Origin of the sequence: Mycobacterium sp. NPDC051804, assembly GCF_044452905.1 — a bacterium.
Lineage (GTDB): Bacteria > Actinomycetota > Actinomycetes > Mycobacteriales > Mycobacteriaceae > Mycobacterium.
Genome location: NZ_JBITCD010000001.1, coordinates 884,301 through 909,389 on the forward strand (window position 1 = coordinate 884,301; position 25,089 = coordinate 909,389).

Consider the following 25,089-nt stretch of genomic DNA (forward strand, 5'->3'; position numbering starts at 1 on the left):
CGCTGGTCAGCGTTTGCCGGGCGGACGCGCACCCTTCGCGATGCCCAGGCCCTTCACCGGTACGTCTGGCGCTTCGCCGTTGTCCTCGGCGGAAGGCTCAGGCGCAGGACTGGATTCACCGTTGGCCTCTGGTTCCGGCTGTGGGGCAGCAGGTTTCGGAGCGGCTTGGGGTTTGGGAGGTGCTGCCTTCTTCGCGCCGGGGCGGCGCGCGCCGGGTGCGATGCCCAGGCCCTTGACCTCGGGCTCGGGTTTGGCGGGTGCCTCGGCCGCGGGCGCGGGTGCTTCGGCCTCGGCCTCGGGCTCCGGTGCCGCTTCAGCTTTGACGGGGGCCGCGGCCTTCTTGGCGCCGGGTCGACGCGCACCCGCCGCGATGCCGAGACCCTTGACCTCCGGCTCGGCGGCAGGGGCTGCTTCTTCGGCAGCGGGCGCTTCGGCTTCGGCCTTGACCGGGGCCGCGGCCTTCTTCGCGCCAGGTCGACGCGCGCCTGACGCGATGCCGAGACCCTTGACCTCGGGCTCGGCAGCAGGGGTTGCTTGCTCGGCAGCGGGGGCCTCGGCAGCGGGTGAGGTGGCTGCCTTTTTGGCGCCTGGACGCTTGGCGCCGCCTGCGATACCGAGACCCTTGACAGGGGCAGCCGGCTTTTCGTCGGCAGCGGGGGCCTCGGCAGCGGGTGAGGTGGCTGCCTTTTTGGCGCCCGGACGTTTCGCCCCGCCGGCAATGCCCAGACCCGTGACGGGCTTGGAGTCTGCAGTCGCGGTGGATGCCTTCGCCTCGGGCTTGGCGTCCTCGTCAGCCTCGGCCTCTGCCTCGGTCTCCTCCTCGACGACAGGCGCCTCAGCCTCGACGCGGGCTGCGCGCTCCTCGGCTTCCTTAGCGGCGGTGCCCTTTTCGGGCAACGCCACACCGCTCTTGTCGAGCGACTCCAGAAGCAACTGCGCCACGTCCTTCACTTCGGCCTTCGGCACGTCCCTGGTGGCGGCCACATCGTCCACACCGTCGGTGATCATCACGCGGCAGAACGGGCAGCCGGTCGCGATCGTGGACGCGGTGTCCATCGCCTCTTCGGTGCGCTCGACGTTCACGCGCTTGCCGATGTGCTCTTCCATCCACATCCGCGCACCGCCGGCGCCGCAGCACAGGCCGCGGTCGGCGTGGCGCGGCATCTCGGTGAGCTTCGCCCCGGAGGCGCCGATCAGCTCGCGCGGCGCCTCGTATACCTTGTTGTGCCGGCCTAGGTAGCAGGGGTCGTGGTAGGTGACGTCTTGTCCACCGTCGGCGGGCTTCACCGGCACCAGCTTCTTGTCCCGGATCAGCCGGTTCAGCAGCTGCGTGTGGTGCAGCACGGTGTAGTTGCCGCCCACCTGCGGATACTCGCGGCCCAGCGTGTTGAAGCAGTGTGGGCACGTCACCACGACCTTGCGGTCGACTCGCTCGACACCCTCGAAGAGCTCGTTGAGCGTCTCGACGTTCTGCGCGGCGAGCTGCTGGAACAGGAACTCGTTACCCGAACGGCGGGCCGAGTCGCCGTTGCAGGTCTCGCCCTCGCCGAGCACCAGGTACTTCACGCCCGCGGTCGCGAGCAGTTCGGCGACCGCCTTGGTGGTCTTCTTGGCGCGGTCCTCATAGGCACCCGCGCAACCCACCCAGAACAGGTACTCGTAACCCTCGAAGGACTCGACGTCCTTGCCGTAGACCGGCACGTCGAAGTCGACCTCGTCGATCCAGTTGGTGCGGTCCTTGGAGTTCTGGCCCCACGGATTGCCCTTGTTCTCAAGGTTTTTGAACAACACACCGAGCTCGCCGGGGAACTCCGACTCCATCATCACCTGGTAGCGGCGCATGTCGACGATGTGGTCGATGTGCTCGATGTCGACCGGGCACTGTTCGACACACGCGCCGCAGGTGGTGCATGACCACAGCACGTCGGGATCGATGACGCCGCCCTGCTCGAGGGTGCCCACCAGCGGACGGGTGGCCTGCTCGGGGCCCGAGCCCATGATGCGCTCGAAGCCCGACTCGGGAACGTGGTGCTCCTCGTCGTGCTTGGTCTCGATGAAGCCGCCCTCGGTGGACTCGAGCTCCTTGGCCACGGATTCGGTCGCGCCGCCTTCGGCGGTGTTCTCCAGCGGCGACTCCTTGTCGCCGAGGATGTACGGCGCCTTCGCGAACAAATGGTCGCGAAGGTTCATGATGACGAGCTTGGGGGACAGCGGCTTGCCCGTGTTCCACGCGGGGCATTGCGACTGACAGCGTCCACACTCGGTGCACGTGGTCATGTCGAGGTAGGCCTTCCACGTGAAGTCCTCGATCTTGCCGCGACCCAGGATGGCGTCCTCGGCGGGATCCTCGAAGTCGACCCGCTCGCCGTTGTACTCGACGGGCAGCAGTGGCCCCAGGCCGTTGGGCATGCGCTTGAACGTGACGTTGACCGGGGCCAGGCCGATGTGCAGGTGCTTGGAGTGCAGCACGATCAGCAGGAAGATCAACATGACGGCGATGTGGCCGATCAGCGCGAGCGTCTCGATCCACTCATTGGCGGACTCGCCGAGCGGATGCAGGATCCAGCCCATGAATTGCGAGAAGAACGCGCCGTTGCCGTAGGGCAGAGCATGGGTGTTGGCACCGGCGCCGCGGACCAGCGCGTAGGTCCAGATGACGTTGAAGATCATGAACAGGATCAGCCAGGCGCCCCCGGTGTGCGAACCGTAGAAGCGGGAGTCGCGGCCGTGCTTCTTGGGCTCGCGGACGATGCGGATGATCGCGAACGTGATGATGCCGAGCAGCACCGCGACGGCGAAGAAGTCCTGCAGGAAGCCCAGGGCGTCCCACCGGCCGACGAACGGGATGTGGAAGTCGTGGTCGACGACCTGACCGAAGGCCTCGACGTAGACCGAACCGAGGATGAAGAAGCCCCACATCGTGAAGAAGTGGGCGATGCCGGGGATGGACCAGCGCAGCAGCCGGGTTTGCCCGAAGACCTCTTCGAACTGCGTGGTGATGCGCTTCTTGAGGTCGTCCTTCCGGTTGTTCTCGACGCTCGTCTTAGCGCCGGACCGGATCAGGTTCGTCAGGAAGAGGACGCGTTTGAACGCGAACCCCCCGACGAGCGCGAGCATCAGGACCACGGTGATGATCCTGATCAGCATCTGCGTTTCCACCGCGCGCCTCCCGTTCTTAAGTTACTCAAGGGTAACTTAATGAATGTTACCCGTCAGTAACTTTCGCTGCATGCCTGCTCATAGTTGCACCCCACCTAGAAACAGCGCTAGGCAGGCTGACCTAACTTGGCTTCGCTGTCGGCGGGTGGCCCGGGGAGCGGCCGGGAAATCAGCCCTGCGGCGCCACCATCGTGCGCAGCATCGACAGCATCTCCGAACGCGATTCGGCGCCCAATCGTCTACGGATTCTGGCGACGTGATGCTCAACGGTCTTGGCTGAGATGAACAGTTGCGTACCGATGTCCCGGTAGGGCATTCCGAGCAATAGGAGTTCGGCGACTTCACGCTCGCGGTCCGACAGTTTCGTCGATGCCGGACGGGTAGGACCGGGGTGAATGTCGGCGGCCGCCGACACTTCGGGGCCCGGTGCCGCATCGAGGGCGGTGGTCTGTTTGAGGTCGCGAGCCAGCTGCAGCATCGCCCCCGAGACGCGGCCGTCGGGTGTATGCAGCGCGGCCTGGCCGGCCAGGCGGGTGGCATCCCAGGTGAGCCCGAATTGCGATAGTCCGCGCGCCGCCGCACTGACTTCGTCGGTGTCGACGTGGTTCGCGAGCACCCGCAGCCAGGTGCGGCCCGCGGTCGCCAGCGCCTTGGCGAATGGGCTCTGTGCGGCCGCACCGGTCAGCGCCTGGCCGTGCGGCGCCACCGCCTCCGGCGAATTGGCGAGAATCCCCGCGTGCACACCCGCCCAGTGCAACGGCACCGACCACAGCAGCGGGTGCCCGAGCGAGTCCAGCAGGGCGAACGCCTCGTCGAGGGTGTGCTGTAGCCGGTCGACCTGGCGAATCCGGGCCGCGGCCACCCACAGCTCACCCAAGGGGAGTAGCGAGAACAGATCCATCGAATACTCGGCGAGTACCTCGGCCGCGGCATACCAATGCTTCTGCACTGCGCCGCTGTCACCGCTGCGTCGCGCGATCGCCGTTTGCAGCGCCGACGCCCACAGCGCATCGCGGCGGTGCAGAGCGTCGGCGTCCGCAGCCACCGCGGTGACATCGGCGGTCGCCGCCGGTAGGTGGCCGTCGAGCATTCGCACCCAGCCCAACAGCAGCCGGTGTCTGCGTGCGACGAACGCCGTGTTCTCCGGGCTGTCATCCAGCGACGCCCGCACAGCGCGGCCGATGACGCTGCGGGCCCGCACCGGATCCCCTCCATGCAGTGCGGCGAGCGTCACGAGCGCCGCGGGGGTATCGGGTGCGACGCCGGTCGACAGCTGTTCGGTGGTGATCGACTGACCCAGGCGCGCTACCGCCGAGGCATAGGGCACCTCGAGGGACATCAGCAGTCCCTCTGCGAGGCTGCGGGCGGCCCGCGAGGTCGACGTCGGTGGGCCCGCGCTCTCGGCGCTGAGCGCCGTCTGCGCGGCGGGCAAGTCCCCAACCGCGAGCGACACGACGGCACCTGCTGAGCCGACGAACGCGTCCGGGTAGGGACCCAGCCAGCGGAACAGGTCGGCGGCCTGGCCGGAGCTGCCATCGTGCGCCGCGATACTGGCCGCGATGCGCACCGCGGCCGCGCGTTCGGCGATGTCCTCGGACCCGAGTAACTCGTCGGCGATGCGGCCCGCGGTCGCACAGTCACCGGTCAGCGCGAGCGCATCCGCCAATCGCGAGTTGACTCTCGTCGCCCCGGCATCAACGGCCGCCCGGTAAAGCCTTGCTGCCCTTGCTGGTTGGCCATGACTTTCGGAAGCGAGCTCGGCCAGTGCGCTCGCGAGCCGGTCATCGCGCAGACCGTGCTCGGCCAGACGTAGAGCGAGATCTGCTGACAACGTTGATGATTCGAGTTGAGAAACCAGCAGCGCACTTTCGGTGTCGTGATGCCGAGCGGTGCCGATTATCTGCGCAATGCAGTGGTGCACAGAGCGCCGGAAGGTAGGGCTGTGCGACGGCTCGATCAGTCCGGTCGCGCGGGCGCGGTCGACAAGTAAGTGGGCATCCGGGGCTTCGATCCGAAGCGTCGCCGCGACATCGTCGGGTCCGAGTTCCGGGCTCAGCGATGTCACCAGGAGTGTGTCCAACACCGCTTCACCCAATCGGCGTAGCCGCTCGATCAGTGTGAAGCTGGCGACCTGCGCGATGGCGGATGCCGGTGCCTCCCGATTGCGGGCAGCGGTGATCGCCGGTTCCAACAGAAACGGCAGCCCGGCCGTGGAGACCATGAGCGCCCGGGTGAACTCGGGAGTCGGTGCGGCGCCCAGGATTTCGGCCGCAATGGCCGAGACTTCGGATGGGCTCAGTGCACCTATGGATATGGCGGGGTTCTCGCGCTCCATCGCGGTGGCCAAGGCGCGCAACGCAGGTCTGTGCGCAAGAGGTTCCGTCGCGACGATGACCGTCGATTCGGGATCCGCGACCCGGTCCACGAGCTGTGCGAGTTCGGCATCGTCGAGCAGGTGCGCATCGTCGATCACCACCGCGGCACCTGGGTCGTCACCGCTGCGCGCTGGCCGAGTGAGCACCGGAATCCCAGCCGCCCGCAGAGTGTTTCGCACCGCTGCGAGGACCGACGTCTTGCCGCTGCCGATGCCGCCGGACACCAGGATCTTGACCGGGTCGCCCGGCGCTGCCGTCAGCGCCGCGACGGTGTCACGCGCGGGCGGCGGGATCACGTGCCGTCGTCGGGAATCACCACGTCGGGCGTCGTGGTGATGATCGGCTCGTCGGTCGTGGTCGGCGGCGCGGTGGTGGTGGGTTGCGTGGTGGTCGGCTGGGTCGTCGTGGGCTGCGTTGTCGTCGTTGTGGTGGTCGTTGTCGTTGTGGTTGTCGTCGTGGTCGTTGACGAAGTCGTGGACGGCGTTGTTGTTGCGGTGGTGGTCGTGGAGGTAGGCGGCACCACCGTCGTGCTCGGCTGGCCGTCGGACCCTGTGACGGTGATGGTCTCCGATGTGGGTGGACCCGCCGGCGACGGGCCGGTCTCCACGGTCGTCGCCGTCTCGGTCACCGGACCGGTGTTGCTCGACGTTCCGGTCAACGTGACGGCGAGGCCGCCGATGGCCAACAGCACGGCGGCCGCGGCCGCCCCGAAGAGGATCGTCGGCCGCTTGTACCAGGGCAGCGGACCGGGTTCCGGGGTGAAGGCCTCCTCTTCGTGGCTGAACTCCATCGGCGGACGGGCCGCCGCCCCGGTGGCTGCCGGATCGAACGTGTAGTCCTCGCCGGTGTACGGCACGGGTTCACCACCGCCCGCAGGGATGTCGTCCTGCGACCATGCGAGTGCACGGAACGCCGACGAATCCGTCGGGTCACCGGCCGCGCCGGCCGCAGCCGCACCGGCGGCGCCTAAGCCGGCCGCACCGGCGACCCATCCCGCGGTCGGGGCCATCCCTGTGGGAGCATCCGCTGCGGTCGCCATTCCCGTTGCCGCGTCCGCCCCTTCGGCCAGCACGGCAGCGCCCGCGGCCACGTTCAGCTGTGATTGCGGCGTTGTGACGACGGGCGCGCGCAGCCGCGTCGACAGCTGCTGGGTGACCAGCGGGATGTTCGCGCCGCCGCCGACCGTCGCGACCGCCGACACGTCCGATGCCGCAATGTTGTTGCGCTGCAACGTTTCTTCAACGGTGCTGAGGAATCCGTCGAGCGGTTCGCCCATGAGTTGTTCCAACTCGGTGCGCGTAACGCGAACATCGGATGCGAAGCCGGGCAGCGCGGCGTGCACGGCTGTGGCGGTCTCGGCGGACAACTGTTCCTTGGCCAGCCTGCAGTCGTTGCGTAGCCGGGCCAGCGACCCGACGGCCGCCGTGCTCGCGGGATCCGAGTCGTTGGCCTCCGCGATGCCGGCCACGACGTGATTCAGCAGCGCCTGATCGATCTGGTCGCCGGAGAACTCGGCGTATCGCACCGTCTCGCCGATGGTGTCGAAGTTGGCGCCCGCGTCGGCCAGCGTGACGCTGGTACCGCTGCCGCCGAAATCGCAGAGCACCACGACGCCGCTGGCCGGCAGCCCGGGCGCTGCCTGCAATGCAGACAGGGCGGCCCCGGAATCCGGGACCAGTGCCGGTGCCACGCCGTTGGGAGACAGGGCCGGGTTGGCGCGCAACGCGCCGCGCAGCGCGCCGACGGTCGCGGCACTCCAATGCGCGGGCACCGCGACGGCGATGGGCGCACCGCCGCCGACGGTGCGTGCCATCGCGTCGAGCGCTTCGACAAGCACCTGCTCGCCGCGGTGGGCCGACCCATCCGCCGCCACCAACGGCACCGGGTCGCCCACGCGCTCGACGAACCCCGTCAGCACCATCCCGGGCTGATTGAGGTTGGGGTTCTCGGCCGGTACGCCGACTTCGGCGGGGCGATCGTCGAACAGGGTGAGCACGGAACGTCGCATCACCGGGGGACGACCCATGCGAGCCGCCACCAAATTGGTCATCCCGATCGACAACCCGAGAGAGTCGCTCATCTTTTCCTCTGCATTCGGCCGACCATCACGATAGCGGCTCGGTGCCCCATATCCCGGGACATCCCCCTATGCCGCGAAAACCCCTAACGCCGGGCCCCCTAATGCCCCGGGTGTAGAGGTGGGCTTCGCACCGATCTCTGCGGCGTCCGCCGTCGATAGCATCGTGATCAAGCCACTTGGCTGCTGCCATCTGTATGCCATCTATATCTGAATTGGGAAGGAGGGTGTTTCATGGCCAACTCGCTGCTGGACTTCGTGATGTCCCTGGTGCGAGATCCCGACGCCGCCGCACGCTATGCAGAAAACCCGGACCAAGCCATCTTCGACGCCAACCTCACCAACGTGACCAGTGCCGACGTCAGCAACCTGATCCCGGTGGTCACCGAGTCGCTGGGTGCGGCAGTGCCCAGCACGGGTACCGAAGGCATCATCGATATGGCCGACAACGTCTGGGCCAGTGGCGCGGCGACCGCGGCGTTCGACGCGTTCGATGATCAAGTGCCTGTTCAGGCCGTCGATGACGTGCACACGACGATCATCGACTACGTCGATTCGCCGGATCAGACGCTGGACTCCGGGCTGGACGCGCTGCACGAGTCGGGCGTACCCGGTGTGGTCGGTTCCGACGATGGATCACTGCAATTCGATCAGCCGGTGATCGACGATCTGCCGGTGCTCGACCTGCCGGCTGACGGCGATCTGAGCGACACGATCATCGAGGTCGCCGACATGGATTCCGACCCGTCGGGTTACGACATCTTTTAAATCTTCTGAATCTTCTGACTTTTTGATCGACCACCACCACGACTGCGCGGCCGGAACCGGCCGCGCAGTTTCGTTTCGCGGCCACTTTGGAGCGACCCCCTATCAAGCCCCTAATCCCCTAACGGAGTTCGAGGTCCCACCCCGGGATGCCCCGCCGCGGGGAGGGGTTCCGACCCCGTTTCACCGGGGTTGCTCGGTCCATAACGTAGTCATCAGTCCGCCGGACAGCCCGGCGACGAAGACCCTGACAACACAACCGAAGGACGACAGAAATGACGAACGTAATCGACTGGCTCCTGGACCTCTTCCGTGATCCGGTCCGGGCCCAGGAATTCATCACCGACCCCGCCCGCTCGATGGCCGCGGCGAATGTTTCCAATGTGACCGCTGCTCAGGTGCAGGCGGTCGCCGCCACGGTGGCACCGGCCGCGATGGTTCACGGCGGCGGCGATCCCGTCTTCGGGCTGCAGCAGGCCGTTGCCCAGACCCACGGCATCGCCTTCGCCCCGCAGCGCCAGACCGACTTGATGTCTAACAACGACACCCGCTTCATGAGCCCCGAGACCAACCTGGCCAACACGGCGGGTGAAGACCAGCAGCAGGGCGTCGGCAACTTCAACATGGACTTCGGTGACATCACCTTCGGTGACAAGACGTCGAACACCGCCACCAACGGTGGTGTGGTCAACACCGGAACGGCGGGCGATATCGATGCGACCCACGTCGACGGCGACGGCAACGTGGTCGGTGACGACAACGAGAACGTCAGCACCGGCGACATCGACGACTCGAATGTCAACATCGGTGAGGACAACGACATCGACGACAGCGGCGACCAGACCGCGGGCGGCGACATCATCTCCGACAACGAGGGCCCGGTCATCAACGACGTCGACATGAGCGGCGGCAGCGGTGGCGGTGCGGTCGGCGGAGACGGTGGCGGCGGCCTCATCGGTGTCGGCAACGACGGCGGCGACGCGTCCGGTGGCGCAGGCGGTTCCGGTGGCGGCATCGTCATCGTCGACAACGACACCACCAGTGTCAGTGGGAACCAGACCACGGTTGAGGGCGACGCGTCCGGCGGGGCCGCCGGTGGCTTCAGCGCCGTGGACAACTCGGGCCAGGACAACTCGGTCGACAGCTCGGTGGACAGCTCGGTGGACAACTCCGTCGACAGCTCGGGCCAGGTCAACTCCGTCGACAGCTCGGGCCAGGTCAACACCGTCGACAACTCGGGCCAGGTCAACACCGATGTCGATGTCGACAACACGGCCGACGCCAGCCTGTTCTGACACCGCACGACAACGCCACTGGCGGGGATCGAAATTCGATCCCCGCCAGTTCGCGCATCTACCGTTAGATGCTGACCCGGCTTACTAGAAGGACTCCATGACGCAACCCAGCGACCCTCGCAAGGTGAAGGTCATCGTCGAGCTGATCGACCACACCAGCAAGATCGCCGACGTGAACGAGCGCGGTGACCTGGTCGAGCGGCTGGCGAGGGCCAAGACCCGGATCACCGATCCGCAGATCCGTGTGGTCATCGCCGGGCAGCTCAAACAGGGCAAGAGCCAGCTCCTCAACGCGCTGCTGAATGTTCCCGTCGCGCGCGTCGGTGACGACGAGAGCACCGTGCTGCCGACGGTGGTGTCCTACGGCGAGAACACCTCGGCCAGGCTGATCGTCGCGCGGCCCGACGGCGCGGAGCCCGAAGCCATCGAGATCGGCATGGACGACATCAAGACCGATCTGCGAAGGGCCCCACAGGCCGGCGGTCGCGAGGTGTTGCGGGTGGAGGTCACCGCCGCGGGGCCGCTGCTGAAGAACGGGCTGGCGTTCGTGGACACGCCGGGGGTCGGTGGGCACGGGCAGCCGCACCTGTCGGCGACGTTGGGGTTGTTGCCCGACGCCGACGCGCTGCTGATGTGCAGTGATACCAGCCAGGAGTTCACCGAACCCGAAATGACTTTCATGCGACAGGCTTTCGGCATCTGTCCGGTGTCGACGATCATCGCCACCAAGACTGATCTGTATCCGCAGTGGCGCTCGATCGTCGATGCGAACAAAGCCCATCTCGAGCGGGCGGGTCTGTCGATACCGATGATCCCGTCGTCGTCGGTCTTACGCAGTCACGCCATTCAGCTCAACGACAAGGAACTCAACGCGGAGTCGAACTTCCCGGTGATCGTGAAGTTCCTCACCGAGCAGGTGCTGACCCGCCAGAACGACCACATTCGCGATCAGGTGGTCGCCGAAATACGTTCGTCCGCTGAACATCTCACGCTGAAGGTCAGCGCCGAGCTGGCGTCGCTCAACGATGCCGACGTCCGCGACCGGCTGACGGAGGATCTGGAGCGGCGCAAAGAGGAAGCCCAAGAGGCACTGCAGCAGACCGCGCTGTGGCAGCAGGTGCTCAACGACGGAATCGCCGATCTCACAGCCGATATCGACCACGATCTTCGTGGCCGCTTCCGGATCATCGGACAGCACATCGAGAAGGAGATCGACAACTGCGACCCGACGCAGCACTGGGCCGAGATCGGGACCGAGCTGGAGAGCGCGATAGCCACCGCTGTCGGCGACAACTTCGTCTGGGCGTACCAGCGCGCGACAGCGTTGGCCGAGGAGGTGGGCCGCACCTTCACCGAGGCGGGCCTCAACGCGATCAAGATGCCGCAGATCGACGCGCGTGAGATGGGCGCCAGCCTCGGCGAGATCAAGTCGCTCGCCACCCTGGAGGCCAAACCGGTCGGCAAGGCCCGCAAGATCGGGATAGGAATGCAGGGGTCCTACGGCGGCGTGCTGATGTTCGGCATGATGACGTCGTTGGCCGGTCTCGGCATGTTCAATCCGCTGTCCCTCGGCGCTGGTCTGCTGATGGGGCGCAGCGCGTATCGGGAGAACATGGACAACCGGATGATGCGGGTGCGCAACGAGGCGAAGATGAACACCCGCCGGTTCATCGACGACGTGTCGTTCGTCGTGAACAAGGAGTCGCGCGACCGGCTCAAAGGCATTCAGCGTCAACTGCGTGACCACTACCGCGGTATCGCCAACCAGACGACGCGGTCGCTGAACGAATCGCTGCAGGCGACCATCGCCTCGGCGAAACTAGAGGAGAACGAACGCAATACGCGCGTCAAGGAACTCGAGCGTCAACTCAACATCCTCAACCAGGTCACCGACCATGCCGCCAAGCTCGCGGGGGAGGCCCCCTAAGCTGGTCTGTCGATGAGCACGAGTGACCAGGTGCGCGCGATCCTGGGCGGAACCATCCAGGCCTACCGCTCCGATCCCGCCTATGCGCAGCGTCCTGACGTGCACAACGAGCTGGACCGCATCGGCCGCCGGCTCAACCAGCCCATTCGCATCGCCTTGGCGGGAACGCTCAAGGCGGGTAAGTCGACCGTGGTGAATGCCCTTGTGGGCGAGGACATTGCGCCTACCGATGCCACCGAGGCCACCCGTATCGTCACCTGGTTTCGGCACGGGCCGACGCCGAAGGTCACCGCCAACCATCGCGGCGGCCGGCGCTCGAATGTGCCGATCGGCCGCGATGCCGTCGAGGGCGGTCTCACCTTCGACTTCGCCACCCTCGACCCCGAGGACGTCGTCGACCTCGACGTGGAGTGGCCCGCCGCGGAGCTGATCGACACCACGATCATCGACACCCCGGGCACGTCGTCGCTGTCCAGGGACGTCTCCCAGCGCACGTTGCGGCTGCTGGTGCCCGACGACGGCGTTCCCCGCATCGACGCCGTGGTGTTCCTGCTGCGCACCCTCAACGCCGCTGACATCGCGCTGCTCATGCAGATCGGCGAACTGGTCGGAGGATCGGCAGGGGCGCTCGGCGTGATCGGCGTCGCGTCGCGCGCCGACGAGATCGGTGCGGGCCGGATCGACGCCATGCTGTCGGCTAAGGACGTCGCCGCGCGGTTCACCAGCGAGATGGACAAGACCGGCATCTGTCAGGCGGTGGTACCGGTGTCGGGGCTGCTGGCGCTCACCGCACGCACACTGCGGCAGAGCGAGTTCGTCGCGCTGGAGAAGCTGGCCGCGGTCGATGCCACCGAACTGACCAAGGCGATGTTGTCGGTGGACCGATTCGTCCGCGAGGACAGCGCGTTGCCGGTTGACGCCGCCACCCGCGCCGCCCTGCTCGAGCGGTTCGGCATGTTCGGGATCAGGATCTCGATCGCCGTGCTGCGCGCCGGAGTCAGCGATTCGCTGGCCCTGGCCGACGAATTACTCGAGCGCAGCGGCCTGATCGCTTTGCGCGACGTGATCGACCAGCAGTTCGCGCAGCGGTCGGATCTCCTGAAGGCGCATACCGCACTAGTGTCGCTGCGGCGCTTCGTCGAAAACAATCCGATCTATGCCAGTCGCGCCATCATCGCCGACATCGACCCGCTCCTGGCCGACACCCACGCGTTCGAGGAGCTACGGCTGCTTAGTCAATTACGTTCTCGATCAACCACTTTGAACGAGGACGAGATGGCGTCACTGCGTCGCATCATCGGCGGCTCCGGCACCGACCCCGCGAGCAGACTGGGCCTGCAACCCGATGCTCCCTACGACGGGCCCCGCTCCGCGTTCGCGGCCGCCCAGCGCTGGCGCCGCCGGGCGGAACACCCGCTCAACGATCCGTTCACGACGCGCGCCTGCCGGGCAGCGGTGCGCAGCGCGGAGGCGCTGGTGGCCGAATACGCGTCACGGGGCCGTTAAGGAGCAGGCGGCGTCACCGTTTCGGTGACCGTGCTGGTTTCCGTGCTGGTACTGATGCTGGTGCTGACGCTGGGCGTCGTGGTCGTGGTCGTCGTGGTGGTTGGCGGCGTCGTTGTGGTCGTCGTGGTCGTCGGCGACTCGGCGGTGGTCGTCGGCGTGTACGTCTCCGTCACGGTCTCTGGCGTCGGCGTCGTCGTGGATGTGATCGATCGCGACGTTGTGGTGAGCGGTGTCAACGTCGTCTGTTCGGAGGGCCCGTCGCCGCCCCCGGTGATCAGTTTGGCCAATCCGAACACGATCAGCGCGATGAGCACCGCACCGAGGGCGCCCAAAGCGACGAGTGCGGCCGGCTTGCGGAACCACGGGACCTCATCATTCGGGCCACCCGGCGGGGGGCCGGGCGGCTCGTCATATCCACCACCGTCGCCATAGTTGGCGTAGACGGTCGGGTCGTCGTCCGGATAGTTCTGGTCGTCAGGAGATCCGTATCGCGCCACGGGGACCGATAGTAGGCGCTCAGGGAAGCGGATTGAATGTACGCGTGATGTTGGTGCGTGGCGTGCGACGTGTGGTCCGGGTGGTGGGACCTTCGTCCTCGTCGTCATCGTTGCCGGTCGTCGGGCGCCGCGTCGGCGTCTCAGTGCTGCTCGACGTCGTCGCTGAGGACGATGTCGGAGATGTCGGAGATGTCGGAGATGTCGAAGGTCCGTCGATGTCGGTGGTCTCCGGTGGGCTCGTGCTCGTGATCGTCTGGGTGGTGGTCGTGTCGGCCGAGTGGGACGCGGTCGCCGAGAACGAGGGCGTGACGAAGTCGATCGGAGCTTCCTCGGTTTCGCCGAACTGGCGGGCCAGCGCCGTCGCCGCGACGATCAAAATGCCGATCACCAGGATCGCGAGAACGCTGGCCCCGACGACCGTGGAGGTGCGGTTGTGCCAGGGCTGCCCGTCGTCATCCTCGTCATACCGGCGGGCCACGGCGCTGATAGTAGTGGCGGCATGCAGGCAAGCGCCTGTTCAGCCGAGCTGCGGAAGAACCTCCGCGGCGAAGAAGTCCACGTGGTCAAGGTCGGACATGTCGAGAACCTGCAGGTAGATCCGCTGTACGCCGATCTGCAGGTAGGGCCCGAGCTTGTCGGCGATCTCTGCGGGGGTCCCGACCAGCGGGGAGTTGCTGCGCAGCTCGTCGACGTCGCGACCGATCGCCCCGGCTCGGCGCGCGATCTGCTGCTCATCCCGGCCTGCGCAGACCACGAACGCCGCGGAGAACGTCATCGACTCGGCCGGACGTCCGGCGTCGGCCACCGCCGAGGCGACCCGCTCGAATTGAGTCTGAGCCATGTCCAGCGGTGCGAACGGAATGTTGAACTCGGCGGCGAACTGCGCGGCGAGCGCCGGTGTCCGCTTGGCGCCCGCGCCCCCGATGATGATCGGCGGATGCGGCGACTGGAGAGGCTTGGGCAGGGCGGGGGACTCCGCGACGGCGTAATGGGTGCCGGTGTAGTCGAACGTCTTGCCGGACGGTGTCGTCCACAGCCCCGTGATGATGTTCAGTTGTTCGGTCAGCCGGTCGAACCGTTCACCCAGCGGCGGGAACGGGATGGCGTAGGCCTTGTGCTCGGCTTCAAACCAACCGGCCCCGATGCCCAATTCCACACGGCCGCCGCTCATTTCGTCGACCTGCGCGACGGCGATCGCAAGCGGGCCCGGGTATCGGAACGTGGCCGAGGTGACCAACGTGCCGAGGCGTATCGAGGAGGTCTCGCGGGCGATGCCGCCCAGGGTGACCCAGGAATCGGTTGGTCCTGGCATGCCGTCGCCGCTCATGGCGGTGAAGTGGTCGGAGCGGAAGAACGCCGAGTACCCGGCGGACTCGGCCGTGCGTGCGACCGCCAGTTGGTCGGCGTAGGTGGCGCCCTGTTGAGGTTCTACAAAGACCCGGAAATCCACGAGAGCCAGCCTAGTGAATGCGGTTGCGCCGCTCAGAAGACCTCGACGCCGGAGGTGTTGACGAACATGCCGTGGCCGGTGCCGTCGTTGGTGAAGCGGGTGCCGTCGCTGGCTGCGGCGATCGTCCAGCCGAGCGCACTGTAGGTCTGGTAATCGAGCGTGACGGCCGGGATGGCGCCGAGGTTGCCGACGACCCAGCTCATGCTGCCCTCGGCGGTTATTTTCACCCCGTTGGCGGGCATGCCGTTCACTTCGACCGAGTTGGTGAACTGCGACTCGCAACCGACTTCGGCCTCGGAAATCTGGCAGCGGGTCAGACCCGACTTGGTTTCGATGAACACGTAGCCCGATACGTCGGGTGGCAGCGCCGTCGCGCCAGGCTGCCCGGTGGGCGGCGTCGTGGAAGGGGGTGTGCTGCTCGGCGACGGCGTTCGCGTCGGCCTCGACGTCGGGAAGCTCGGTTCGGTCGGTGCCACGCTGGACGCGACGGGATTTCCCTCGACGGTCGTTGAGCAGCCGGCCAGCGAGGCCGCGGATAGCAGAATCCCAACGGCGAGGCCGACTTTCATGTGGTCAGGCTACGCGTTTGTCACAGGCCCCGGCGCGCGGCGCGGACAGCCTGGATGGCCTGGGCGTCGGAGAAGGTCAGCCGGGCCTCGTCGCGGCCCGCAACGAACAGTGTGAGCTCGCCGATATCGCCGGTGACGGTCAATTCAGGACCGCTACCGACGACGGCCACCGTCTCGCCGTCGGGGGTCCGCAGTGCCACGCGGGCGGGCACTTTGCCCATGGTCAGCCGGGCCATCATGCCGACCGGGCGCCGCAGCGCAGCGAGTGTCTCGGGGTCCAGAGACCTTGGCTCCCAACCGGGTTGGGCCCTGCGAACGTCTTCGTGGTGAATGAACATCTCATCCATGTTGGCCACAGAATCGAGCAGCTTGAACGGCGACAGCAGCGGTGGCCCCGACGAGATCTTGTCCACCAGCACATCCCAGCCGGTCGACGATGCGGTCTGCCGCTGCACCTTGTCGGTGTAGCCGGCGAGGGCCGGGATCGCGATGCCGGGTGCGGCATCGAGCCTGCGCTCGCGGACAACGAGGTGCGCCGCGAGGTCGCGGGTGGTCCATCCTTCGCACAGGGTGGGCGCGTCGGGCCCGATCTCGCTCATCGTCGCGACAAGGGCGGCGCGCTCACGCCGGGCTGCAGTCATGGGGCAAGTCTCCCTTGATCTGGGCCTCGGGAACAAACTCGCTCACGTCCCCGTTGACCACTTCGACAGTTGAGCGTGCTTGACTCAAGTCTGGGTTGACAGGATAAGGTCGTCCGGAGCAGTCTTGAGTGCGGTGCACTCAGATCCACAGTTGGACTAATTCAGGAGGAACAACATGGCTCGTGCGGTCGGAATCGACCTCGGGACCACTAACTCGGTCGTCGCGGTACTGGAGGGTGGCGACCCCGTCGTCGTCGCCAACTCCGAGGGTTCCCGCACCACGCCGTCCGTCGTCGCCTTCGCGCGCAACGGAGAGGTGCTGGTCGGCCAGCCCGCCAAGAACCAGGCAGTGACCAACGTCGACCGGACAATCCGTTCGGTCAAGCGCGAAATGGGCACCGACTGGAACGTTGAGATCGACGGCAAGAAATACACCCCCCAGGAGATCAGCGCCCGCGTGCTGATGAAGCTCAAGCGCGATGCCGAGAGCTACCTGGGCGAGGACATCACCGATGCGGTGATCACCGTGCCCGCGTACTTCAACGACGCTCAGCGGCAAGCCACTACGGAAGCCGGCCAGATCGCCGGGCTCAACGTGTTGCGCATCGTCAACGAGCCGACCGCCGCGGCGCTGGCCTACGGGCTGGACAAGGGTGAGAAGGAACAGACCATCCTGGTCTTCGACCTCGGTGGTGGCACGTTCGACGTGTCGCTGCTCGAAATCGGCGAGGGTGTTGTCGAGGTGCGTGCCACCTCGGGTGACAACCACCTCGGTGGCGACGACTGGGATGACCGGATCGTCGACTGGTTGGTCGACAAGTTCAAGGGCACCTCGGGCATCGACCTGACCAAGGACAAGATGGCGATGCAGCGGCTGCGTGAAGCCGCCGAGAAGGCCAAGATCGAGCTCTCGAGTTCGCAGGGCACCTCGATCAACCTGCCGTACATCACCGTCGACGCCGACAAGAACCCGCTGTTCCTCGACGAGCAGCTGACGCGTGCCGAATTCCAGCGCATCACACAGGATCTGCTGGACCGTACCCGCCAGCCGTTCCAGCAGGTGATCAAGGACGCCGGTATCTCGGTGTCCGACATCGATCACGTCGTGCTGGTTGGTGGTTCGACGCGTATGCCCGCCGTGACCGATCTGGTGAAGGAACTCACCGGCGGTAAGGAGCCCAACAAGGGCGTCAACCCGGACGAGGTTGTCGCCGCGGGTGCCGCGCTGCAGGCCGGTGTGCTCAAGGGTGAGGTGAAAGACGTTCTGCTGCTTGACGTCACCCCGCTGTCCCTCGGTATCGAGACCAAGGGCGGCGTGATGACCAAGCTGATCGAGCGCAACACCACGATCCCGACCAAGCGGTCGGAGACCTTCACCACGGCCGACGACAACCAGCCGTCGGTGCAGATTCAGGTCTTCCAGGGTGAGCGTGAAATCGCCGCGCACAACAAGCTGCTCGGCAGCTTCGAGCTGACCGGCATTCCGCCGGCTCCGCGCGGTGTGCCCCAGATCGAGGTCACGTTCGACATCGACGCCAACGGCATCGTGCACGTGACCGCCAAAGACAAGGGCACCGGCAAGGAGAACACGATCCGAATCCAGGAGGGCTCCGGCCTCTCCAAGGAGGAGATCGACCAGATGATCAAGGACGCCGAGGCACACGCCGAGGAGGACCGCAAGCGTCGCGAGGAGGCCGACGTCCGCAACCAGGCGGAGTCACTGGTCTACCAGACCGAGAAGATCGTCTCCGAACAGCGTGAAGCCGAAGGTGGATCGAAGATCCCCGCGGACACTTTGGACAAGGTCGACTCCGCGGTCGCTGAGGCCAAGTCCGCGCTCGAGGGCACCGATATCGCGGCCATCAAGTCCGCGATGGAGAAGCTCGGCGTGGAGGCCCAGGGTCTGGGTCAGGCGCTCTACGAGGCGACTCAGGCCGAGCAGTCCGCGGGTGCCCCCGGTGGCGAGTCGGCGGCCGGCCCTGCCGACGACAACGTCGTGGACGCCGAGGTTGTCGATGACGATGACCAGGAGCGCAAGTGAGCCAAGACGATTCGCACGAGCCGGTGACTGTCACCGACAAGCGGCGCATCGATCCTGACACCGGCGAGGTCCGTGAATCCGCGTCCGGCCCGGCCCCCAGCGGGTCGGCGCCGGGCGCGGGCCCGGTGGCGGGAAGCGAGGAAGTCGAGGAGCTGAAGTCCACCCTGCAGCGCGTCAAGGCGGAGTACGACAACTACCGCAAGCGGGCACTGCGCGACCAGCAACTCATCGCCGAACGCTCCAAGGCCACCATCGTCACCCAGCTGCTGCCCGTGCTCGACGATCTCGACCGCGCGCGCAACCACGGGGACCTGGAGTCCGGACCCCTGAAGTCGGTCGCCGACAAGCTCGCGACCGCCCTTGAGGGACTCGGCCTTTCGGGCTTCGGAGACGAAGGCGACGACTTCGACCCCGCTCTGCACGAGGCCGTGCAGCACGAGGGCGATGGCACCCACCCCGTTGTGGGAACCGTCATGCGTCGCGGCTACAAGGTCGGCGACCAGGTGGTGCGGCACGCCCTTGTGGGCGTCGTCGACACCGTGCCCGATGCCGATAACGCCGACTCAGCCTCGCCAGAGGCTCCACAATCAAACGACAACTAGACCCCGTAAGGAGGTGACGCGGTATGGCCCAGCGTGAATGGGTCGAAAAGGACTTCTACAAGGAGCTCGGCGTCGCCTCCGATGCCAGCGAACAGGACATCAAGCGGGCGGCCCGAAAGCTGCTCGCGCAGAACCATCCCGACCGCAACCCCGGCAACCAGGCGGCCGAAGACCGGTACAAGGCCGTGTCTGAAGCCAAGGAAGTTCTCTCGGATCCGGCCAAGCGCAAGGAATACGACGAGACGCGAAGGCTTTTCGCGAACGGCGGGTTCGGTCGTGGTCGCTTCGGTGGCGGAGGTGGCGGAAACTTCGGTGGGTTCAGCACCGAAGGTGGCGAGTTCAATCTGAACGATCTGTTCGATGCGGCCGGCCAGACCGGCGGTGCCAACATCGGCGATCTGTTCGGCGGATTGTTCGGGCGCGGGGCACAACAGCCGCGACCGAGCCGGCCACGGCGCGGCAACGATCTCGAGACCGAGACCGAGTTGTCGTTCCTGGAGGCCACCAAGGGCGTGATGATGCCGTTGCGGCTCACCAGTCCCGCACCGTGCACGAACTGCCACGGCAGTGGGGCACGGCCGGGTACCAGCCCGAAGGTGTGCCCGAACTGCAACGGGTCCGGTGTCATCAACCGCAACCAGGGCGCGTTCGGATTTTCCGAACCATGCACCGAGTGCCGGGGCAGCGGTTCGATCATCGAGCACCCGTGCGACGAATGTCAGGGCACCGGTGTGACCACCAGGACCCGCACGATCAACGTGCGGATCCCACCGGGCGTCGAGGACGGTCAGCGCATCAGGCTGGCCGGCCAGGGCGAAGCCGGGCTGCGTGGCGCTCCCTCGGGTGACCTGTACGTGACCGTGCACGTCAAACCGGACACGGTGTTCGGCCGCAACGGCGACGACCTTACGGTCAGCGTTCCGGTCAGCTTCCACGAATTGGCGCTCGGGACAACGCTTTCGGTGCCCACGCTGGAAGGCAAGGTCGGTGTCCGCGTGCCCAAGGGCACCTCGGACGGCCGCATCCTGCGGGTGCGCGGCCGAGGTGTTCCGAAGCGTTCCGGTGGTCACGGCGACCTGCTCGTCACCGTCAAGGTGGCGGTGCCGCCGGACGTCGAGGGCGAGGCCGCTGAAGCGTTGGAGGCCTACGCGAAAGCCGAACGGGCCAGCGGATTCGACCCGAGAGCGAACTGGGCCGGTGCGTGATGAGCAAGCGAGCCAACAACGAAGCGCGGACCTTCCTGATCTCGGTCGCCGCGGAGTTGGCCGGTATGCATGCGCAGACACTGCGCACGTACGACCGGCTCGGGCTGGTCAGCCCGGAGCGCACCTCCGGCGGCGGTAGGCGTTACTCGCAGCACGACGTCGATCTGCTCCGTGAGGTTCAGCGCCTGTCGCAGGACGAGGGCGTCAATCTCGCGGGCATCAAGCGGATCATCGAGCTGACCAATCAGGTCGAGGCGTTGCAGGCTCGCCTGCAGGAGATGGCGCGCGAGATCGACGAACTGCGTTCACAACCCAGGTCCAAAAGCACAGCCCTGGTGGTCTGGCAGCCGCGCAACAAGCGCTAGGTGACTTTGACGGAGAACCGCAGCGTCGCCGGCTGTCCGGGCAGCGCGCTGCGGTAGTCACCACGGCGCAGCGCGTCGGTCGGCGCGGCCATCGGCTCGATCGCGACCAGGCTGTCCGTGCCGGGAGCGAACAGTTGCGCGGCCGGGTAACCCGCCTCGAACGTGACATCGACCCGACGGTCGCCGCCGGCAAGCGAGAACATCGCGCCGGCGGGTACCTCGTCGAAGCCGTCGTCGTATGTCACGGACTCCAACGACTGGGCACCGCCCGTCCAGTCTTCGTGCTCCCCGTTCGGGATGCCGCGGTCATCCACCGGCAGATGCCGCATCTCCGGTGTGGTGAGCCGCCATTGGTCGCGTGGCACACGCGGAATCGTGAAGTACGGGTGATAACCGAAACACAGCGGCACCGGAGCCGACGCTGTCGGCGTCACAGTGGTCTCGATCGTGAGTGTGCGGTCGGCGAGCGTGATGCTCTGCGTGAGCACATGAGGGAACGGGAACGCCGCGAGCAATTCCGGGCTCGCTCCGAAGTCGACGGTTGCCGCCAGCGTGTTCTCGGACTGCGCCGTGACGTCCCAACCCGGGTAGGCGGCGAGCACTCCGTGGATGGGCAGGCCGTGGTCGTCGGCGCGGACGCCGCCCTTGCCGGGGGTCAGGGTGACGGCGATGCCGTCGCTCTCATACTCGCTGGCGCTCAACCGGTTTGCCCACGGATACAGGATCGGAATGCCCATCGTCTTGCCCGCGCTGACGTAGGCCTCCAGCCCGCGACGCTGGCCGAGGAACTCGTCGTCGCCGTCGGCGAGTGAGGTGCCGATGAGGCCGGCCGCCGGTACGAAGGTGCCCGTTAGGGCGGACGACGGATCGCGAAGAATGACGGGCTCGAATTTCGGCATGACTTACGATCCTGCCATGCACGACGACCGCGAGACGCGCAACCTCGAGGCGGTGCGCTCGGGATTCGAGGCGTGGGCCAACGGCACCGGGAGCCCGCTCGCAGCGATCGCCGACGACGTCACATGGGAGGTCGTCGGCAATTCGGTGGCGTCGCGGGTGTACCACGGCAAGCAGGACTTCCTGAGCAACGTCATCCGACAGTTCAACGAGCGCTTGTCCGTCCCGCTGAAGCCGACGGTCCGCGAGATCTATGCCGACGGGGACACCGTCATCGTGTTCTTCGACGGCAAAGCCACCGCCCGTGACGGCGTGCCCTACCGCAACACCTATACGTGGTATCTGACGTTCGCGGGCGACCGAATCGTCAAGGGCACCGCGTTCTTCGACAGCATCGCCTTCGACGAACTGTGGCGGCGGGTACCCGTCTAGTAGACGATGACCGCGCGCCCGACGAAGTCGCCGCGGCCCAGCGCATCGAGATGGTCGTTGACGTCCTCGAAGTTGACTTGCGTGACCGAGTCCTTGATCTTGCCCGCCTCGGCGAGCGCGACCACCTCGGTCAGGTCGGTGTAGTTGCCCCAGAACGACCCGAACAGTGTGTACTCCCGGCTGACCAACGGGAACAGCGAGATGTCCACCCGGTTGCCCACCAGTCCGACCGACGCAACAGCACCCTCGGTCGCCAGCAGTGAGAAGGCCAACCGGATGCTCTCCTCGGCACCCGCGCATTCGATCACCGCGTCGAACTCACGCTTGCCGGTGGCCTCTTCGAGCGCGTCGCGCACCTGATCGTCGGACTTGTCCCGGATATTGATGGTGTGGTCGGCACCGTTTTCCGTTGCCAGCGCCAGCTTTTCGGGATTCCGGGCGAGCGCGACGACGGTCGCACCCGCTCCGAGCAGCTTCGCGTACTGCACGCCGTAGGCGCCGAGGCCGCCGATGCCCATTACCGCGAGCACCGTGCCGGGACCGAGGACTCCGGCGGCGCGCAGCTTCTTCAAACCCCGGTACGGCGTGAGGCCCGCGTCGGTTAGCGGCGCCAGCGACAGCGGCGACAGGTTGCCGCTGACCTTTATCAGCTGTTGGTAGGCGACGGGCACGTACTCCTGATAACCGCCGTGCGGTCCGAAACCGATCCAGTGACCCTGGTTGCAGATGTGTTCGTTGCCGCGGTGGCACTGGCGGCACGAGCCGTCACCGAGCGGGCCGAACACCACCACCGGGTCGCCCTCCGACAGCCCGGCCGCCGCGGGCACGCCCGCACCGACCCGGTCGATCGTTCCGGCGATCTCGTGTCCCGGGGTTGCGGGCATCGGCATATCGGTGCCGAAGTACCCGTCGATGAGCTGAAAGTCCGTGCGGCACATGCCCGCACCGCCCACCTTGACGAGGACCTCGCCCGGCCCGATGTCGGGGATCGGGATCTCTTCGAGCCGCAGAGGTTGCTTGTATCCGTGCATCCGTGCCGCGCGCATCATGATCACATATTAGGGGTCAGGCGAGCGGATCGTGCTGGATCCGTTCGGCCGGAGCACCTTTGGCGAGCAATGCCGCCTTGGTGGCGGCGACCATCTCCGGGCTACCGCAGATGAGGATCTGTCGGTCGCCCCAACCGCCGTACCTGGTGACGACCTCGGGCAGCGTTCCCGTTTGGCGGACGTGCAGACCGCGCGGGGGCGCCACATCGGGGAAATCGGTGGCCCACGGCGGATCGGTGCTGTACTCCGACACCGGCGTCACCGACAGCCACGGGTTCTGTGACGCGACCTGCCACAGCGTTTTCAGATCATAGAGATCGCATGGATAGCGGGCGCCGAAGAACAGGTGGACTCGCGGGTTGACGGCCTTACGTGTGAGATCCATGATCAGCGTCCGCAGCGGCGCCAGGCCGGTGCCGCCCGCCACCATCAGCACGTCGCCGCCGTCGCGGTCGATGTGCATCGCGCCGTGCGGGTTCGACACCCGCCACCGGTCGCCCGGTCTGGTCTCGCCGACGATCGCCGGGCTCACCATGCCGCCGGGCACCGAACGGACATGGAACTCGATACCGCCTCCGCGGTCGGCGGGAATGGACGGGCTCAGGTAGCGCCACCGCCGCGGCCACTGCGGCACCTGGACGGTGACGTACTGGCCCGGGTGGTAATAGAGCGGACGGTCCAGTTGCAGCCGGATCACCGAGACGTCCCTGGTAGCGCGGATGAGTTCGATCACCGTGCCGTCGCAGTAGGGCGGACCCTTCTCGGCGTCCGCGGCGCCTCGCATCACCCCGACGAGCAACGCGACCGCGTCGCTGGTGGCCTCGGCGAGCCGGTCGTCCCACTGTTCGATCAGTTGAGTGCGAAGCGTCGTCAGCAGGGCATCCTGCAGGCTGTCGTAATGCCGTTGTGTCACACCGTATTTGCGATGGTCGCGGCCCAGCTGCGCGAGGAACGCCACCGGCTCCTGGGCCCGCTGCTCGACGAGTTCACCGAACAGCCACGTCACCGCCTTGGCGAAGGCGCTGCGTTGAGCCGTCATGTCCGGGGGGAACAGGTCGCGGACCGACATGTCGATGGCGAACCAGCGCGTGTAGAAGCGACGGATCAGTGCGTCGGAGCCGAGTGCGGGGTCGACGGTGTCGCGCAATATGCGCAGCGCGTCCCGATCATCGAGTCCCACGCCGTTCGATAGTAAGCGCTGCCACCACGACGAGCGCCACACCGAGCAGCGACCAGCAGGTCAGCACCACGATCGGCAGCGCTCCGCCTGCTCCCTCGAAGAACGCCGTCGACCGCAGCAGTGTGGCATTGGCACCCTGCGGCAACCATTGCCCCAATTGGCCCCAGCCGGCGGGCAGCATCTCCGGTGCGCTGTTCAGCCCCGATAGCGGGTTGCCCAGCAGCAGCGCCAACAACGCTCCCAGCGCCAGGCCGACCCGGCCGAACAGCGAGCCGAGCCCAAGGATGAACAAGGCCATCGCCATCACTCCCAGCGAGAGTCCGGCGGCGACGCCCCAGAAGTTTGCATCGACGGAGCCGAACACGTACTTGAGCAGTGCAGCGACCGACACGCCCGCCACCCCCGAGAAGACCACCGTGGCGGTGAACCGGGTCCACACCTCACGCTTGAGCATTGACAACAAGGCGATGGCAGGCAGTAGTCCGGCCAGGGTGATCGGCAGCGCGGATGCGGCCAGTCCGACGCCGCGTGGATCGTCGGTCGTCGGCGGTGCGAGGTCCTCGGTGTGTATCGGTACCCCGGCCTGCTGGGCGATGCCATTGCCGATCTGCGTCAGCAGCTGCGCGACCATCGGGCTCCCGCCAGTGGCGATCAGCAAGCGTTGTCCGTCGGGGCCGAAAGCGATACCGCCGTAGACGTCGCGATTGTGGATCGCGTCCCGCAGTGCGGCCTCGCCCGGGTAGTAGGTGATAGCGAAGGCGCCCGGTGCCTGCTTCTCCAGGGCTGCGGAGATCTGGCCGCTGGCCGCCTGCGGGCCGGCGATGCCGATGGGCACGTCGTGCGGTGCGGTCCGGGCGGCGGGCAGCGCGAACGCGATCGCGATGATCGCCAGCGCGACAGTGAGCGCCACGACGATGCCGGTAGCCCGGAGCGCCGCCGGAGGTTCGTGCCCGGCTGATGCGTGATGGGTGTGCCGGGGCAGTGTCTCGGTGCTCATTGAACGCTCTTTTCACTAATCGTTGAATTAATGCCGACGAAAGCGTATCCCGGGTCGGCG

At 66.7% G+C, this 25,089-nt stretch carries 21 protein-coding genes; 9 read left to right on the forward strand and 12 right to left on the reverse strand.

All coding sequences use genetic code 11. The features are described from left to right. Positions 1-6: 6 nt before the first annotated feature. The 3 genes from ACIA48_RS04290 to ACIA48_RS04300 form a co-directional block, all read right to left on the reverse strand. Positions 7-3,159 (reverse strand): (Fe-S)-binding protein, encoded by a 3,153-nt coding sequence (locus ACIA48_RS04290; protein ID WP_396727924.1) that lies wholly within the window; start codon positions 3,157-3,159, stop codon positions 7-9. A gap of 169 nt (positions 3,160-3,328) precedes the next feature. Further along, on the reverse strand, positions 3,329-5,830 hold the full coding sequence (gene iniR, locus ACIA48_RS04295; protein WP_396727926.1) for an isoniazid response ATPase/transcriptional regulator IniR: 2,502 nt from the start codon (positions 5,828-5,830) through the stop codon (positions 3,329-3,331). After that, positions 5,827-7,614, reverse strand: a complete 1,788-nt coding sequence (locus ACIA48_RS04300) for an Hsp70 family protein (RefSeq protein WP_396727928.1) — start codon at positions 7,612-7,614, stop codon at positions 5,827-5,829. Before ACIA48_RS04300 ends, iniR begins: the two co-directional genes overlap by 4 nt. 231 nt (positions 7,615-7,845) lie before the next feature. On the opposite strand from ACIA48_RS04300, the gene ACIA48_RS04305 reads away from it, so the two are divergent. The 4 genes from ACIA48_RS04305 to ACIA48_RS04320 all read left to right on the forward strand — a co-directional run bounded on the left by ACIA48_RS04305 (position 7,846) and on the right by ACIA48_RS04320 (position 13,104). Further along, positions 7,846-8,379, forward strand: a complete 534-nt coding sequence (locus ACIA48_RS04305; RefSeq protein ID WP_396727930.1) for an Rv0340 family IniB-related protein — start codon at positions 7,846-7,848, stop codon at positions 8,377-8,379. Positions 8,380-8,651: 272 nt separating this feature from the next. Beyond that, the gene (locus ACIA48_RS04310; RefSeq protein ID WP_396727932.1) at positions 8,652-9,671 is read left to right on the forward strand and encodes an IniB N-terminal domain-containing protein; all 1,020 of its coding nucleotides are present in this window, start codon (positions 8,652-8,654) and stop codon (positions 9,669-9,671) included. Between the two features lie 97 nt (positions 9,672-9,768). Continuing rightward, positions 9,769-11,598 (forward strand): dynamin family protein, encoded by a 1,830-nt coding sequence (locus ACIA48_RS04315; protein ID WP_396727934.1) that lies wholly within the window; start codon positions 9,769-9,771, stop codon positions 11,596-11,598. 12 nt (positions 11,599-11,610) lie between these two features. Beyond that, positions 11,611-13,104: a dynamin family protein gene (locus ACIA48_RS04320; protein ID WP_396727936.1), complete on the forward strand. Its 1,494-nt coding sequence runs from the start codon at positions 11,611-11,613 to the stop codon at positions 13,102-13,104. Here the strand turns inward: ACIA48_RS04320 and ACIA48_RS04325 are convergent. Genes ACIA48_RS04325 through ACIA48_RS04345 form a run of 5 tightly spaced genes read right to left on the reverse strand, consistent with a single transcriptional unit; the run spans position 13,101 to position 16,261 of the window. Next, the gene (locus ACIA48_RS04325; RefSeq protein ID WP_396727938.1) at positions 13,101-13,601 is read right to left on the reverse strand and encodes a hypothetical protein; all 501 of its coding nucleotides are present in this window, start codon (positions 13,599-13,601) and stop codon (positions 13,101-13,103) included. The two genes, ACIA48_RS04320 and ACIA48_RS04325, sit on opposite strands and share 4 nt — an antisense overlap. Positions 13,602-13,620: 19 nt before the next feature. Next, positions 13,621-14,079 (reverse strand): hypothetical protein, encoded by a 459-nt coding sequence (locus tag ACIA48_RS04330; protein ID WP_396727940.1) that lies wholly within the window; start codon positions 14,077-14,079, stop codon positions 13,621-13,623. Between the two features lie 39 nt (positions 14,080-14,118). Continuing rightward, complete coding sequence (locus tag ACIA48_RS04335) at positions 14,119-15,051, reverse strand: LLM class F420-dependent oxidoreductase (protein WP_396727942.1); 933 nt, start codon at positions 15,049-15,051, stop codon at positions 14,119-14,121. A gap of 32 nt (positions 15,052-15,083) precedes the next feature. Next, a complete protein-coding gene (locus ACIA48_RS04340) occupies positions 15,084-15,620 on the reverse strand; it encodes a hypothetical protein (protein ID WP_396727944.1) in 537 nt (178 codons plus the stop codon). A gap of 20 nt (positions 15,621-15,640) precedes the next feature. After that, the gene (locus ACIA48_RS04345) at positions 15,641-16,261 is read right to left on the reverse strand and encodes a TIGR03085 family metal-binding protein (RefSeq protein ID WP_396727946.1); all 621 of its coding nucleotides are present in this window, start codon (positions 16,259-16,261) and stop codon (positions 15,641-15,643) included. 175 nt (positions 16,262-16,436) lie between these two features. Here ACIA48_RS04345 and dnaK point away from each other — a divergent pair, with 175 nt between their 5' ends. Genes dnaK through ACIA48_RS04365 form a run of 4 tightly spaced genes read left to right on the forward strand, consistent with a single transcriptional unit; the run spans position 16,437 to position 20,474 of the window. Next, positions 16,437-18,302, forward strand: a complete 1,866-nt coding sequence (gene dnaK, locus ACIA48_RS04350; RefSeq protein ID WP_396727947.1) for a molecular chaperone DnaK — start codon at positions 16,437-16,439, stop codon at positions 18,300-18,302. Next, a complete protein-coding gene (gene grpE, locus ACIA48_RS04355) occupies positions 18,299-18,904 on the forward strand; it encodes a nucleotide exchange factor GrpE (RefSeq protein ID WP_396727948.1) in 606 nt (201 codons plus the stop codon). The genes dnaK and grpE overlap by 4 nt, the downstream gene beginning before the upstream one ends. 23 nt (positions 18,905-18,927) lie before the next feature. Next, positions 18,928-20,109 (forward strand): molecular chaperone DnaJ, encoded by a 1,182-nt coding sequence (gene dnaJ, locus ACIA48_RS04360; protein WP_396727949.1) that lies wholly within the window; start codon positions 18,928-18,930, stop codon positions 20,107-20,109. Next, complete coding sequence (locus ACIA48_RS04365; protein WP_396727951.1) at positions 20,109-20,474, forward strand: heat shock protein transcriptional repressor HspR; 366 nt, start codon at positions 20,109-20,111, stop codon at positions 20,472-20,474. Before dnaJ ends, ACIA48_RS04365 begins: the two co-directional genes overlap by 1 nt. Here the strand turns inward: ACIA48_RS04365 and ACIA48_RS04370 are convergent. Beyond that, a complete protein-coding gene (locus ACIA48_RS04370; protein WP_396727953.1) occupies positions 20,471-21,373 on the reverse strand; it encodes an aldose 1-epimerase in 903 nt (300 codons plus the stop codon). The two genes, ACIA48_RS04365 and ACIA48_RS04370, sit on opposite strands and share 4 nt — an antisense overlap. On the opposite strand from ACIA48_RS04370, the gene ACIA48_RS04375 reads away from it, so the two are divergent. After that, positions 21,372-21,803 carry a nuclear transport factor 2 family protein gene (locus ACIA48_RS04375; RefSeq protein ID WP_396727955.1) on the forward strand — a complete coding sequence of 144 codons (432 nt, stop codon included), beginning with the start codon at positions 21,372-21,374 and terminating at the stop codon, positions 21,801-21,803. The genes ACIA48_RS04370 and ACIA48_RS04375 overlap by 2 nt on opposite strands. On the opposite strand, the gene ACIA48_RS04380 is transcribed toward ACIA48_RS04375, so the two are convergent. Genes ACIA48_RS04380 through ACIA48_RS04390 form a run of 3 tightly spaced genes read right to left on the reverse strand, consistent with a single transcriptional unit; the run spans position 21,800 to position 25,029 of the window. Then, complete coding sequence (locus tag ACIA48_RS04380) at positions 21,800-22,852, reverse strand: NAD(P)-dependent alcohol dehydrogenase (RefSeq protein ID WP_396727957.1); 1,053 nt, start codon at positions 22,850-22,852, stop codon at positions 21,800-21,802. The genes ACIA48_RS04375 and ACIA48_RS04380 overlap by 4 nt on opposite strands. A 16-nt stretch (positions 22,853-22,868) precedes the next feature. Next, positions 22,869-24,032: an FAD-binding oxidoreductase gene (locus ACIA48_RS04385; RefSeq protein WP_396727959.1), complete on the reverse strand. Its 1,164-nt coding sequence runs from the start codon at positions 24,030-24,032 to the stop codon at positions 22,869-22,871. Then, positions 24,019-25,029 carry an ABC transporter permease gene (locus tag ACIA48_RS04390; RefSeq protein ID WP_396727961.1) on the reverse strand — a complete coding sequence of 337 codons (1,011 nt, stop codon included), beginning with the start codon at positions 25,027-25,029 and terminating at the stop codon, positions 24,019-24,021. Before ACIA48_RS04390 ends, ACIA48_RS04385 begins: the two co-directional genes overlap by 14 nt. Positions 25,030-25,089: the final 60 nt, after the last annotated feature.

Bases quoted from the DNA above. Each gene is read 5' to 3' on its own strand.
- ACIA48_RS04390 (WP_396727961.1), bottom strand. From the start codon at position 25,029: ATGAGCACCGAGACACTGCCCCGGCACACCCATCACGCATCAGCCGGG.
- ACIA48_RS04370 (WP_396727953.1), bottom strand. From the start codon at position 21,373: ATGCCGAAATTCGAGCCCGTCATTCTTCGCGATCCGTCGTCCGCCCTA.
- ACIA48_RS04380 (WP_396727957.1), bottom strand. From the start codon at position 22,852: ATGATGCGCGCGGCACGGATGCACGGATACAAGCAACCTCTGCGGCTC.
- ACIA48_RS04305 (WP_396727930.1), top strand. From the start codon at position 7,846: ATGGCCAACTCGCTGCTGGACTTCGTGATGTCCCTGGTGCGAGATCCC.
- ACIA48_RS04345 (WP_396727946.1), bottom strand. From the start codon at position 16,261: ATGACTGCAGCCCGGCGTGAGCGCGCCGCCCTTGTCGCGACGATGAGC.
- ACIA48_RS04310 (WP_396727932.1), top strand. From the start codon at position 8,652: ATGACGAACGTAATCGACTGGCTCCTGGACCTCTTCCGTGATCCGGTC.
- ACIA48_RS04375 (WP_396727955.1), top strand. From the start codon at position 21,372: ATGACTTACGATCCTGCCATGCACGACGACCGCGAGACGCGCAACCTC.
- ACIA48_RS04320 (WP_396727936.1), top strand. From the start codon at position 11,611: ATGAGCACGAGTGACCAGGTGCGCGCGATCCTGGGCGGAACCATCCAG.
- dnaJ (WP_396727949.1), top strand. From the start codon at position 18,928: ATGGCCCAGCGTGAATGGGTCGAAAAGGACTTCTACAAGGAGCTCGGC.
- ACIA48_RS04315 (WP_396727934.1), top strand. From the start codon at position 9,769: ATGACGCAACCCAGCGACCCTCGCAAGGTGAAGGTCATCGTCGAGCTG.
- dnaK (WP_396727947.1), top strand. From the start codon at position 16,437: ATGGCTCGTGCGGTCGGAATCGACCTCGGGACCACTAACTCGGTCGTC.
- ACIA48_RS04365 (WP_396727951.1), top strand. From the start codon at position 20,109: ATGAGCAAGCGAGCCAACAACGAAGCGCGGACCTTCCTGATCTCGGTC.
- ACIA48_RS04300 (WP_396727928.1), bottom strand. From the start codon at position 7,614: ATGAGCGACTCTCTCGGGTTGTCGATCGGGATGACCAATTTGGTGGCG.
- ACIA48_RS04340 (WP_396727944.1), bottom strand. From the start codon at position 15,620: ATGAAAGTCGGCCTCGCCGTTGGGATTCTGCTATCCGCGGCCTCGCTG.